The sequence below is a fragment of the Oryzicola mucosus genome, from assembly GCF_014534685.1.
Lineage (GTDB): Bacteria > Pseudomonadota > Alphaproteobacteria > Rhizobiales > Rhizobiaceae > Oryzicola > Oryzicola mucosus.
On record NZ_JACVVX010000006.1, the window covers coordinates 1 to 13,180 of the forward strand.

11 protein-coding genes are annotated in these 13,180 nt (G+C 59.1%); 3 read left to right on the forward strand and 8 right to left on the reverse strand.

Going from position 1 to position 13,180, the window contains the following annotated elements; all coding sequences use genetic code 11:
* Positions 1-710: 710 nt before the first annotated feature.
* From ICI42_RS17685 to ICI42_RS17700, 4 genes are read right to left on the reverse strand one after another with little or no spacing between them, the layout of a single operon-like run.
* Positions 711-1,199, reverse strand: a complete 489-nt coding sequence (locus ICI42_RS17685; protein ID WP_188165935.1) for a hypothetical protein — start codon at positions 1,197-1,199, stop codon at positions 711-713.
* Complete coding sequence (locus ICI42_RS17690) at positions 1,196-1,477, reverse strand: hypothetical protein (protein WP_188165936.1); 282 nt, start codon at positions 1,475-1,477, stop codon at positions 1,196-1,198. The genes ICI42_RS17685 and ICI42_RS17690 overlap by 4 nt, the downstream gene beginning before the upstream one ends.
* Positions 1,478-1,503: 26 nt before the next feature.
* Entirely contained in the window at positions 1,504-1,677 is a 174-nt protein-coding gene (locus ICI42_RS17695; protein WP_188165937.1) for a hypothetical protein, read from the reverse strand.
* Between the two features lie 22 nt (positions 1,678-1,699).
* A complete protein-coding gene (locus ICI42_RS17700; protein WP_188165938.1) occupies positions 1,700-2,482 on the reverse strand; it encodes an N-acetylmuramidase domain-containing protein in 783 nt (260 codons plus the stop codon).
* A gap of 197 nt (positions 2,483-2,679) precedes the next feature.
* On the opposite strand from ICI42_RS17700, the gene ICI42_RS17705 reads away from it, so the two are divergent.
* The 3 genes from ICI42_RS17705 to ICI42_RS17715 are packed head-to-tail and all read left to right on the forward strand — an operon-like array spanning position 2,680 to position 6,803.
* Positions 2,680-2,847, forward strand: coding sequence for a hypothetical protein (locus ICI42_RS17705; protein WP_188165939.1), 168 nt, complete (start codon positions 2,680-2,682; stop codon positions 2,845-2,847).
* 57 nt (positions 2,848-2,904) lie between these two features.
* Positions 2,905-4,899 carry an acyltransferase family protein gene (locus ICI42_RS17710; protein WP_188165940.1) on the forward strand — a complete coding sequence of 665 codons (1,995 nt, stop codon included), beginning with the start codon at positions 2,905-2,907 and terminating at the stop codon, positions 4,897-4,899.
* 44 nt (positions 4,900-4,943) lie between these two features.
* Positions 4,944-6,803: an acyltransferase family protein gene (locus ICI42_RS17715; protein ID WP_188165941.1), complete on the forward strand. Its 1,860-nt coding sequence runs from the start codon at positions 4,944-4,946 to the stop codon at positions 6,801-6,803.
* Between the two features lie 11 nt (positions 6,804-6,814).
* On the opposite strand, the gene ICI42_RS17720 is transcribed toward ICI42_RS17715, so the two are convergent.
* The 4 genes from ICI42_RS17720 to ICI42_RS17735 all read right to left on the reverse strand — a co-directional run bounded on the left by ICI42_RS17720 (position 6,815) and on the right by ICI42_RS17735 (position 13,169).
* Complete coding sequence (locus ICI42_RS17720; RefSeq protein ID WP_188165942.1) at positions 6,815-7,627, reverse strand: hypothetical protein; 813 nt, start codon at positions 7,625-7,627, stop codon at positions 6,815-6,817.
* An 80-nt stretch (positions 7,628-7,707) separates the two neighbouring features.
* Positions 7,708-10,152, reverse strand: a complete 2,445-nt coding sequence (locus ICI42_RS17725) for a hypothetical protein (protein ID WP_188165943.1) — start codon at positions 10,150-10,152, stop codon at positions 7,708-7,710.
* Positions 10,153-10,174: 22 nt separating this feature from the next.
* Complete coding sequence (locus ICI42_RS17730) at positions 10,175-12,769, reverse strand: phage tail protein (protein WP_188165944.1); 2,595 nt, start codon at positions 12,767-12,769, stop codon at positions 10,175-10,177.
* Positions 12,762-13,169, reverse strand: a complete 408-nt coding sequence (locus tag ICI42_RS17735) for a DUF6950 family protein (RefSeq protein ID WP_188165945.1) — start codon at positions 13,167-13,169, stop codon at positions 12,762-12,764. Before ICI42_RS17735 ends, ICI42_RS17730 begins: the two co-directional genes overlap by 8 nt.
* Between the last annotated feature and the right edge of the window lie 11 nt (positions 13,170-13,180).

A 13,180-nucleotide genomic window follows, 5' to 3' on the forward strand; every position in this document is an offset into this window, starting at 1 on the left:
TCTCGATCACGGAGAAGCACCCTATTGGGCGCTCTTCTCATCGGACGAGGAGTTCAACCCGGTCGAGTGGCGGCCTTCCTATCTGACGACCGACGAAATCTTGAAAAGGTATGGATAGCCATGACCGAAGTCGCGCAGCCGGAAAAGATGCCCGACGAAAAATCGTAAAAAGAAACGCGCCTTAAACCGAGGCGCGTTTTTAGTTAGTTCGCCGATAACGTCTCAAATCGGTCCATATTCGTTCCAAAACCACCCTCGGTTTGCGCTGCTACCTGCGTGGCTACTCGCAGGACCTGCTGATCTCCCGCCTCCGCCGCCAATATCGTGCGAAAAGGAGAGCACCGGCGGCTGCCCGGTATCAGGGGCAGTACCTGCTTGATGGGGGTTCGTTACCGGCTGCTGCTCGACAGGTGAAGCCTTACCCGGCACAACTGGATTGTTGTCGATGCGACTGTTTTCTGCCGCGTAGGATCCCGCAGCCGAAAGCGAAACGGCTGCCGCTAAAACTGTCCGGAGATATTTCATCTGAAAGCTCCCGAGAAACCGCCTTTGTTGGCGGAGTTTCAATCGAACATGTACCAGTGCCGATTTCGAGACAAAAATATGTTCAATTTGCGCCAACGCGGGGAAGCCATGCTACGGCTTAGGACCTTAACGAAAAAAGCCCGCCCCACCGAAGCGGGACGGGCCTGTTGCCTGAGATTGGATGCTTAATCACCTTCGCCCGGCGGTGGCAAGCCGAACGGCACCATCGAGACAGCAGCGGTCACACGAAACGGCACAGGCGGGCTTTCGACCTTAATCGGCCACCCCAACTGCTGGGCCAGATTGCAGATGTATTCGAGCCGCACGAAGTAGATTGCAGGCCCAACTGCAGCGTTCTGGGGAACGGTGATGGTGCGCTGATAGACCTCCCTGCCCTTCTTGCTGTTCGATCCCACCGTGTAGTTGGTGATAGCGTGCTGCACATCGTCGGCATCAACCAGATAGCGACGGACAGTCGAGGGGCAAATCTTGGTGCGGTAGACCTCGAACTCGACATCGATCGCTCCACCTTGGGGAACTGACGACTGAAGGGCACGAGCGCCCTCATAGGTGAGCGGTGGGACACGATCTGAAATCAGCAGCGCGAGCGACACTGACCCCAGCCAGGCGAGCGCGATAAACACCACGCCGAGACCTTTGTAGAGAACCCTCATTTTGCACCTTTGAACAGGACGATGAAGCGGATGACGCCTTCCCACAGCGCGACGGTTCCGAGGAACAGAGCGATGCAGCCCACGATCAGCCACTTGGTGAACTTGCCGACCGTTTGAGCGGCCTTGACCATCTCAAAGCCTTTCCGCACGTCATCGGCCGGAAGCTCGACAACGACCTTCAGGGTTTCGAGCTCGTCATCCCGGAGACCTGCGAGAAACTTTCGCGTGGCTTCTGGGAGTTCCGCCAGTCGAACGGCGGCTTCTGCGTTTTCGTCCATTCACTCGGTCCCCGCCGCTCTTGGGATTAGTTCGCGTTCTTGGGCGCGAGGTAGGTCAGAACGGCCGGCAGGCCGATGGTGATAGCGTAGAGCGCCAGATAGCCGTACCAGGGCGTCCCCTCAGGCATGAACGGGATGCCGAGCGTCCCGGTGGCTGCACCGCCGGCAGCGGCGGCAATGGCTTTCGATATCTTTTCCATGGGCAGTTCCTTTCGTTGAAAATCAGGGGTTGGTGTTCAGCGCGGCCCAGGTTGCCGACCCGGCAATGCCGTCGACAACGAGCCCCTTGGCCTTCTGGAAGGCGCGGATTGCTTTGTCGGTGGCTGGGCCTCTGATGCCGTCGACGGTGATCCGGTAGCCATGCACGACGAGGCGCTGTTGCATGGTGCGAACGGTGCGGTCCTCGACGGCGGGCATGGGTGTGGAAGCATGGCGCTTGTAGGCGGATGCCATCTTCGTGTCGTAGGCATTGGCCTTGTAGCCCGGCCCGTTGTAGCCGCGCGCAAAGGTGGCCCACTGCTTGGCCCGCAGCGCGCCGGCCAGTCCGGCCTTGTCGATGAAGCGCGCCATGACCTCGATCTGCCCGGCCACGTCGCGGCGGCACAGGTTGACCATCTCCGTCACGCTTCCAAAGCCGAGCCATGACCAGTGCGCGCCCATGACCTGGCCGAGCCCCCACGACACGCTTTCGAACGCGGCCTTCGCGTCGATCAGCGACGCGGCATTGAGCAGGCGCCAGCGCGTTGGCTGGGTGCGCGGGTTGGCGACGCCGCCGACCTTGGGCGAAGACAGACCTTGCGCCCTCGCCTTCTCCCGATCCTCGCCGGACAGACGGCGGTCGAAGTAATGGCCCTCGAAGCGGATCAGCGGTTCGCGCCGGCCGTCGATAATTGCGAAGGCACGGCCCGCGCTTTCGACTTCGGCCACGGCGAGCAGTGCGGCAGGATCTACATTCAGCCGTGCAGCAATAGCCGCCACGGCCAGCTTGGTAGGCTGGTCGAACATGGTGGTGCCTTTCCCCGGTCTCCCGGTGATTGCAGGGTGGTGGATTGGTGGTAGGTTGCGCCCGATGGAGGGCGCTGAATGAACGAAAAGCCGCTGCACTTCGACCGGTTGATATTGCGCTGCTGCTATGCCGCAATTGCTATAGCAGGGGTATGTTCGGCGCTCATTCTCGTAGCGGTGGCGATGAGATGGATTTGATGAACCGCTACGACGATCTAAACGACGACCCGGATTTCAACCCGGATGGAACCCCGGTCGAGCCGGACGAGTCGCCGTCACGCATGGGCAACCTCTTCGCCGCCGTCATCATCGTCTTCGTGATCGGCGGCGCGATTGGAGCGCTGGTGTTGCGCTGGGTGTATTGACGGGCAAGCAGGCTGGACTTACGGGAAACCCTAACGCTTTTACTTGGGGTTGCAGCATTGTCGTCCATCCGTGTTTTTCGCCCTGAAGTACAGGGGCTGAGAGCTCTCGCCGTTTTAAGTGTCGTCTTCTATCATCTCGGCTGGACTTGGATCGAAGGCGGCTTCGTCGGCGTCGATGTGTTTTTTGTCATCAGCGGGTTCCTGATCACCGGCATCATCAAGCGCGGGACAGAGGCCGGCAGGTTTGACTATTGGCAATTCAGCGTCGGGCGCGTGCGGCGGCTTTACCCCGCCCTTGTGGTCACCCTTGCGTTGACCTTCACGGTTGGCGCCTGCCTGCTCAGTCCAGCGCACTTACAGGAGTTCGGTCGCTCCATGGTTTGGGCGCTGGGCTCGTTGTCGAACTGGTTCTACCTGATGAGCAACGGTTACTTTGGAACCGAGGCCATCTATCAGCCCTTGCTGCATACTTGGTCGCTCGGCGTCGAGGTCCAGTTCTATGTGGTCTGGCCGGTCTTTATCTGGGCCGCTGTTAAGTTCTTGCCGACCCGCTTGGCGTTTGCGGCTGTCGGGCTCGCCGCGCTCGCTTCGCTTGGGCTCGCTGAATTCTGGATTATTTCGGACCACGCTGACGCCGCTTTCTTTCAGATGCCGGCCCGAATTGTTGAATTTGCCATAGGCGGGTTGCTGGTGTGGTTCATCGACCGGAAACCGGCTGACGCTCGCATTCTGGAGCCTTTGGCGACAGTCGGTGCAGCGATGATCATTTATTCCGTGCTAACCTATCGCGAGGAAATGCGCTTTCCGGGCCTGACCGCTCTTATCCCTTGCCTTGGATCTGCATTGATCATCTACGCAGGTAGTGCGCGCTGGGCAGGCTGGCTGTTCAGAACTCGTCCCGCCGTTTACATCGGCAACATCAGCTACGCATTGTACCTCGTGCATTGGCCCGTCATTGTTTTCTATAGCTATTACAAGTTTTTACCGCGCACGTTGGGTGACGACGCTATCATCTTAGCAATCTGCATTGCCATGGCAGCCGTTCTGCACGCTCTAGTCGAAAAGCCATTCCAGCAGAATACCGTGGGACGGCTGCACCTGAGCCAACCGGTTCTCTTGGGCGGTTTGGCTGCCCTCATCGTCGCCCTCGCCGTCCCTGCGCAAAGTGCCGGACACAGTGGATGGGGGTGGCGCCTTTCGGAGCAGCAGAACAAATGGCTGTCGCAAGTGGGAAGGCCTCCGACACATAAGAGCCCGAATGTCCGAGGCGACGTTACGAGCACAAAGCGTATTCTGGTTATTGGCGACAGTCATGCGATGCATTTGCTGCCCATGATTAGCCAATATTTCGGCAAGAAGAAGTATCAAGTCGTTTACTTAGGTTACCGGTGCGTTCCGCTTCCAGAAGTGACACGCTGGGTCGACGGACGACCTATGGGGCAATGTACAACCTTCCATCGAGATCTCACGAAAATCATCAAAGGCAAAAAGTATGACGCCATTATCGCCGCCGCACGATGGACCAGTTCTTTAACCGGGCGGCTAGATGATTTTGAGAAAGGCGTTGAAGGTCGCTCGTTCTTCCTTACAGATAAAAAAAATCCTCAAAAAACGGTCGCCAACTCTCACAGAGTTTTTGAAGATGGAGTGAGGCGACTTATTAAGGCTGTAGATCAGGCCAAAGTCCCTCTTTTGATTTTTGGTCAAGTGCCTCCAGCGGGTATAAACCTTGCCCCGTGTCTTCCACGAGCCGGTACAGGCTGCAAGCCGGCTTACTCAAAACAGCAAGTGTCAAAACGTCTACAATATTCGAATGCTTTTCTTTTCCGGGCCGCAAGAAAGAGCAAATACGCTTCATTTGCAAACCCATTGAAGACCATGTGCTCTAAAAGCAAAGATTATTGTCCGGTTTTTTTCAATGACGTTTTTCTCTTTTCTGACGCGCATCACCTGAGTTACGCTGGTAGCGTCGCTCTAACGCCTAAATTCTCCCACTACTTTGATGCGCTGCTGAAGCGCGTCCGGAAAACTCATAAAATCCCGCTAAATTAGATCGTTTTCAACGAAAATGAAATTCTTATTGGAGTATTAAATTGTTGTCTGCCAATACCTACAGGCCTGAAGTTGACGGATTGCGCACCATCTCGGTCATGGCGGTTTTGCTCTATCACTATGGACTTGGTCCGTTCCCGGGCGGCTTTGTTGGTGTTGATGTTTTCTTCGTCATCAGTGGTTATCTAATAACATCAATCCTATTTGCAGATATGCAGAAGGGTCGCTTCTCGGTTCTTGGATTCTATGACCGCCGCGCTCGCCGCATCCTACCTGCATCGCTCGTTACTATCCTGGCTACCGGAGTTGCCGGCTACTTTACCCTACTCCCGCGCGACTACGCGGCGTTCGGCTGGAGCGCTATCGCATCAGCCTTTGGTCTCGCCAACTTCCACTTCCTCGCCGACAGCGGCGGCTACTTTGACAGTGCTGCCGACCTTATGCCGCTGCTTCACATGTGGAGCCTCGGCGTTGAGGAACAGTTTTACGTCATCTGGCCGCTTGTGTTGTGGGCAGTCTTCGCGCTGTCAAAAGGTTCAGCCAAAGCAGCCGTAGCGACACTTGCGGTCATCGTTGCAGTAAGTTTCGCGGCGTCCGTTGCCATCACCAAGTCCGACCAGCAAGTCGCATTCTACATGCTGCACACCCGCGCATGGGAACTGGCTCTTGGTGCGGTCCTCGCCTTCGCGCCGACCATTCGAAACCGCACCCTCGGCGAGGCCATGCCTGTCGCTGGACTGGCGCTGATCGTCTATGCCATCTTTTTTCTAAGCTCCAAGATGCCATTCCCCGGTTGGAATGCGCTCTACCCTTGCATCGGGGCGGCTCTGATCATCTGGCCAAAAACCGCGGCGCCTCTTGCAGAATGGCCTTTGCGAACCCGCCCCTTCACCTTCATAGGCCTGATCAGCTTTTCGCTATACCTCTGGCACTGGCCTGTGCTGGTGCTGTATCGGCAGATTGGCATTGGCGAGATGCCGCCGCTACTCGATAGAGTTCTGCTCGCATGCCTCGCCTTCACCTTGGCCGTGCTGACCTATCGCTTTATCGAGACGCCGTTCCGCAATTGGCGGCCGGCCCATAGGATTTCCGTCAGTTTTGGCGCGGCTTCCATGGCTGCGGTCGCAGCAATCGCCTTTGGCCTGGTGTTCTTTGGGGGCCTGCCCCAGCGGCTGCCGGCAGAAGCGCGGTCTTTTGAGCAATTCAGGAACCACAAAGTCTCCGACACGGTCGATCAATCGTGTTTCATAATAGCGAGGACAGCGCACGATTATGATGCGAAGAAGTGCATTCTTCAGGATGACGGCCGCACCAGAGTGCTTGTCCTTGGCGACAGCCATGCAGCGCACTTTGTCTCCAGCCTCCGTCGGAATTTTCCTGAGACAGCATTCTCCGTGGCAACGACGTCCGGCTGCAAGCCTTTCGCGGGTGGCTACAACGACGATCGATGCGGCCGCATGCGAAAGATGGTCTTCGAAGACATTCTTCCGCGTGAACATTTCGACGCTGTCATCATCTCGGCGCGCTGGGGAAAGTTGAAGTCCGAGCGCATCACCAAGACGATCAAAGCCCTGAAGAAACGCGCCGACCGCGTAATCGTCTTCGGCTCATCCCTCGAATACGGCCATGAGTTGCCGCTCCTTCTGGCAAAGAGCGCCATCACCGGTCGAAAAGAACTCCTTGAATTTCACAATCTAGAACTGATCCGCAAACGCGAGCAAAACCTGCTGAAGAGCCTAGAGGGCGCCGAGTTCGTATCAATGATATCGGAGCAGTGCAAAGAAGCCTGCACCGCTTTGACACGCGACGGAGCGCCGATGATGTTCGACGGTACCCACTTCACCGAAGAGGGCGCAGACATGATTGTAAGAGGATTGAAAGAGGCGGGAAAGCTCAAGTTTTAATGGTTGGCTCCTCACGCCATGGGCGTGAAAGTTCCGCCGCCCACCGCCTGCCGCTCGGCCATCAGGTGGTTGTACCGCGCCTTGTACCAGTCCGATGATACGTCACCCAAAATCCAATCGTAGGCCCGCAGCTCCAGGTAGGCGACCTCGGCTGGGAAGCGATTGGTTTGGCTCGGAAGCAACTCTCCGAGCACGTTGGTCAGCAGCCGATTGAACAGGGTCAGATGAAAGCCGTCCTCGGCCGACCACGTTGGGATCGTGGTGCCGGTCAGGAGCGCGCTGGTCGCGATAGGTGAGACGCTGTTCAGCACCTTCGACTGAGCGAAGTTCTGCGTGTAGGAAAAGCCGAAGATGCCGGCATGCCAAGCGTCCTGGCCGGTGCTGCCCGTGATGGAAGTCACGTTGCTTTCTCCATCACCACGCCGCATCGTCGCGCGATGCTGCCCACCATTCTGGATTTGAGCAGCCAAGAGCGGCACACTGTCACCGTTCTTGGTGAGCGAGATGATGTCCTTCGTCGACCCGGTCTCGACGTACTTATGAACGACGCCTGCCGTCAGTCCGCCGATACCGGATATGATCTCAGGACGAAGAGCGATGCCGCCTGTGGAGATGTTGAAGGCCGTTGTGTTCAGCACGAGCTCGCCGTTTGCCAGCGACAGCGTCAGATGCTGTTCGCCTCCCGCCGAGACGAACGGGTCCATTTCCTCGCCGCGAGCCATATCGCGAAGGCCGGTGACGAGCCCACCTTCCAGCACCTGGCCGTGGCCTCGGAACATCAGGATGGTATCGAAGTAGCGGTCCAAGTCTTTTTCCTGCGGCATGGGGCATGTGACGGGATGCGCGGTTGGAGCGTCCTGTTTGCGAAAGGTTTGATCGGCCATTAGATTCGCTTTCTATGAGGTCAGAAGGAGAGGTCGACGATCTGGGAGACGCCAGTGTTCGCGGCGAAGCCGTTGTAGCGGCTGCCAATCCAGACGGAGGAAAGGTGGTCGGGCCGGCTGCGCTGATAGACGCCCGAGCGGTAGTGGTAGCGACCGGATTGCGGACGGGCGATGAACTTGTCCCGCACACAGATGATCTCACTGCGTACCCACGGCGCACCAACGGCGGCGCGGTTGTAGAGCGCGAGAATCGTCTTGTCCGGCAGTTCAGTGCCGCTGTAGACGGCCGAGATGGCGCGGTTGGCGTTGCCGCCGCCGCCATTGCCGGCCCAATAGGACGGGTTGGAGGTGGCCGGCGATCTGATCGTGATGCCGCCGTCCGCCGTCATCAGTGTTTCCGTCACAGCCGGGATTTGAAGCCCAGGCACGTACGGAGACTCCATGCGTGCGCCCAGATCGATGTCCAGCGTGAATTGCTGGCACGGGTGGTTGATGTTGGTGCCGCCCGTGTTGTCGCCGTCCGGCGACCTGCACAGATAGGCCGTGATCTTTCCCTGGCTCCATTCCGCCGCCTCGCACTGGCGGATCACCCAACCGGCCGGAGCCTGATAGAGTTTGCGGCCGAAGGCGAGCGGGTCGAGCATGGTTGTCCATGTGCGAATGTTGGCATTTGGCACCGGGACGTAGGCGTTAGGAATGGCCGGATCATCGACGTGCCACTGCCCGTCCCAATCGAGCACCGCCGTGACGAGGTAGTTGTGCGTCGTCTGCTGGGCAGGATTGGGGTAGCAGGTGAAACGGATACCGAACTGGTCGATCTGGTCGAATGGATCGAAGTAGAGTTGCGGCACGACCGAATCCATGCACATGGCCTGCCAGGCGACCTGACGCAGGATGAGATCGACCACGGTCAGCATCCACTGGCCATTGGTGTTGATCCGCGTCAAAACGTAGAGCAAATTCTGCTGAACCGGGTGCTGGCAAGCATAGGCATAGGTGGAACGCGGCCCGGCGATCCGCAGCGGCTTCGACGCGTTCCGGGCATCCTCATTGCTGCAGAACTGAATTTCCAGATAGTCGGTCAGCTCATTGTGGCCACCATAGATGATGACGCCCGACAGTCCGATTGTGCCGTCGCGATCGAGGATCGGGTGCTTGATTGCCTTATCATGGTCGTCATCGGCCCAATCGGTGCCATGCCGAATGATGGTCGCGAGCCCCGTCTCATAATTGAGGTATTGCGTGGCCAGCCGCATCTTATGGAGGCCGGTCTCCTCCTGCTGGGTCGACACCGACATATGATAGACGTGACCGCTCTGGGTCCGCACCAGGTGCTTGCCGTGCCAGCTTTGAATGGAGCGCGGGGTGTAGGGGTAGCGGAACCGCTGGGCGTAGTTCGGCCCGCGCCCTTGGTTGTCCAGGCCGAAGCCCAGCAGTGAGACCGGCAGGATCGAAAGCAGGTCGGTAAGATTAGGTTCAAGGATTGCCGAGTTCGTTCCAAGAACCGGCCAGTTGCCAGAGGCGGCAACATCAACCTCGGGAGCCGGTGCTGAATTTGTTGTAGCTGCCAGCTTCTGGCGCACTGTTTCAAAATCGATTACCGCCCCATCCGCACGCTTCCGCGCGCGGCTTACCCGCATCTTGCCCTTCGTGTCTGGCACACAGATGTAGTGCGAAAAATACTTAGAAGTCGGCGCCGGCTGCCATTCCATGTTGTCGACTGCCCATTTGAGTTTGGACAGTGACGTGGTGCTGTTGAAGACGATCTCTTTCCCGTTGTCGCGGCGGATCGCCTTGGTGATTCGGTACTTGCCAACTGTGTCGACCACACGCTGCTGGGCCAGAAAGAACGGGGACGCCGGGGTAATCTCCTCCCAGCCCTGGGAAGCAACTCCGGCCCGAATGGTGTCCAAGTTCGCCGCCAGATTAGGCTGACCCTGCCGGGCGGTCACAACCTCACCACTCACAGCGGGAGCGTTCGCCACCTTTTTGATGACAATCGCCGTAGCGCCTATCGTGATCTCTGTGTTTTCAACGAACCACGTCGAGCCGAGGTTACTGCCTGCATCGACGGTAAAGGAGGCCCGCGCCAACTCGGCACCTGTGTCGGCATCGGATCGGCGGATCGCTGGGCCGGTCGGTTGAAACTCAAAGATGCCACTGCCATTGGATCCGCCAGGCACCGCAACCGCCAAGCTTTCCCCGGCTGCAATCACCACTCCGTCATGAGTAGATCCTGCTGTCATCGCTGCCGGCGCCGTCGCGACAGTCACAAGAACCTTTACCGGGCTCTTTTTCTGGTCGCCCGCCGCAACAATGCCTTCGATGCGCGAGACTTCTGCATCGACAGCATCCACGAACGGAATGATGTCCGTCTTTTGCGGCTGGTTGAGCGGCGTGGCGGTATTGCCGTCAGTCTCATGTTTGCGCCACGCATAGCGGCCAAGGTCACGGATCAGGCCCATGAGTTTCTCCGTTTCAGAATTTTCAGATGACGAGGACGGTGACGGGGGGCGACATAGGACCCGGCAGGCCGGATGGGTTGATGCCTCGGGCGCGGTAGTCCCAGAGCCCAGGGGCGATACAGGTGTCGCTCTGGATGTAGGCGTACAGATATTCGAACGTTGCCGTCCGAGTTGACGATGAGGCAATGCCGATCTGGGTTTGAACGCTCGTTATCGGCAACGCGCCCAGCTTGACGCCGACCGCTGTTCCCAAGTCCTGTGTGTTGCCGCCGCTGGACGAAGGCGTTGTCCGGTTCAAAAGGAACATCGCGCCGGAGCCGTTGTTGGCGATGATGTTCGTGCCGTAGCGAACCACATCCCCGACCTGCGGCTGAATAGTCAGTGGCTGATAGATGCGCGATGTGGCACCTGCCGTGAGGACCGCTTGCCCGGCCGTCAGAGCGAAGTTTCCGTTGATCGTCCAGGCCGGCGCGGACAGGAACTCCGGGTCGTTGATCAGATTGACCCGCGTGCCGTCGCCGTCGATCCAATCGAAAGTCGTGCTTGGCGCCGCGCCGATAGGCGGCCCGATTACATCAGCATCCGTGTCGACAGCGGCACCGGACGGCGTGCGGAAAATCTGAATACGAGACAGGTTCGGGTCTGCGCGCGTGCCGAAACGCATCGCTACGCTGCCCAGATGAACGCCGGGCAGAATGTTGAACGAGGCGAGCGACAGCGGCGGTGTCGGGTTGAGGAGGATCGCGACCGTCAGCGGCGGCACGGGCTGCCAAGGCGAGCCGCGTCCGGTCGCAAGCATCGAGCGAACCTGCACCTCATAGGTTTCGTGGTCGCTGATGCCAACGATGTTCTGGAAGTTCTGCCCCACCGGAACGCTCATCGTCGTCCAGTTCCCCACCGGAAACTTCACGCGATAGCGGACCTGATGCAGGATGGTGTCGCGCGGTGGCGCATCCCATGTGACCTTGATCGAGACGGAGCCGTAATAGGGCTCGACGGTCGCCGCAATGTTCGCAGGGGCAGGGAAAGCGTCGTCGACCTCGATGCCGGTGCGCGCTGGCTTGGCGGGCTCTTCGACCGCCGAGTTGAACGCGAAGTCGGCAGCCTTGACCGAATGCGCTTCGACGGCCCAAGAGATACCATCGTCGGCGCGCTTGAGCTTGTCGATCTCAAACACCTCGTCGACGCCGGCCTCGACATGGCGGAGGCGGAAGAACCGCTTCTTGCGCAGCTTCACCGCGTGATACTTGGCAATGATCGATACGCGGTACTTGGCGCGGGACACCTCCAGCAGCCGCTTGGCGACGCGGACCGCCTGGTTATGGTTCGGTATCCAGTAGGCGGAAAGGCTGTCTTCCTCGTAGGGTTCGTTGGGTGCCTCGATAACGTAGGGAGCGCTGGCGTTCTCGCGATAGCCGTTCTCCGGCTCGCTGTACTCTATGGAAAACGCGTTCGTGATGTCGGTGCCGGACTGCCCTTCGGCATAGGAGATCGACAGGATGTCGTCGTCGGTGAGTTCAACGTCCGGTTCCATGTAGCGGCCGACATGGAAGCCGACGATGCCATCCTCGCCCTCATAGAAAAACGTGTCCGATGCAACGCCCATCTGGGCGCGGACGACTTCACGTTCATCCGCCGATGAATAAGCGCCGCCCAACTGCCACTTTTTGACCGGGTTGCCGTTGCGGTCGAGGATATCGATGTCAGACGCATCGGCCTCGACCTTCACCTGTTCCCAATCGACACGCCGGTTGAGACCGTCACGAGAGACAATCCAGTCCGCGATGATCAGCGCCGCATTGGTGGTGAACTTGTGGGTGAGCGGGTCGGTTTCCGATTGCGTGGGGTCACGCGGATCGAAGCACAGATAGCCTTCGATGATTGGCGCGATAGCCGGCTCGCGGCTGGTGGGCCAGACCTGATTGAAATCCTCCGCCTTGACGTTCTCGGCCACGGCAACAACATGGGCCAGGCCTTCCATGTCATGAGCCGCCGTCCACTGAGAAAAGTTGTCCATCAGAATGGCGGGAGCCACCTGTCCGACCGCGCCGAGAAAGGCAAAGAGCCTCAGTCGCGAGCGCCCCTCCGAATAGAAATCGCCGTTGAGTGCGTAGCCGTTCTCGTTGATCTCTGTGGTTCGCTCGTCGGCCATCCATTGGCGAATGCCGTTGATGCGTCGTGCCGCCAGAATGACATCGTAGAAGCGCTTGCCGTCCTTGGCCTGCCAGAAGGCAATCGGTCCGCCTTTGCGCACGACGCCGTAAGCGTGCTCGAACCAGGATACCGGCTGCCGGATGTTGACGAGGCGCGCGCCTGGATTGGCCGTCGGGATGGTCGGTTTCGGGCGCAGCAGAGAGACCAGCGCGGAGATTCCGATTGATATGGCAGCATTGAGGAGCGCGCCACCGATGGCCGAGACGGCAAAGCCCCAGCCGGCCGCGAAACCGCCAAGGGCACCCGCCCCACCAAGACCGACGATAGCCCCACCGATGCCCGTCGCCCCCAGCGCCGAGATGATGCCGCCGATGAAGCCCAGAACGGGCGGCATGGCATTCGCATGCGTCGGATAAAGCGCCGTACTGGCGAGCAGGATTGCGCCATACAGCAGTTTACGCATGGAACACCCGCCATGCTGCCACGACGCTGATCGGGGCGCCGATCACCAGGCGCTGTTCGCCGCGCACCGCCCAATTGTTGCCGAGACAGATCGCGCCGGTGGAAACCACCTTGCCGTCATCGGTAAACCGGATCACGCCGATATCGCCGCGTTCCGCTTGCTGGACGCGGGCAAAGCCAAGCGGTGCGACGCCCTCCTCGATCAGTCGGACCGGATCGTTGAGAAATCCGCTCACCCGCTGACACGTCAGGGCGCTGTCATAGGTGCCGCGCCACTTCGCTGCCGGGTCCGGGTGGCCGAGCGACATCACATAGTCGGCGAGCGACAAGATGCAGTCGGACTTGCCCCAGACGAATGGCTCCGCCATCCACCGGTGGAGGTGCGCGTAGAGATGATCCATGATGTCCTGAT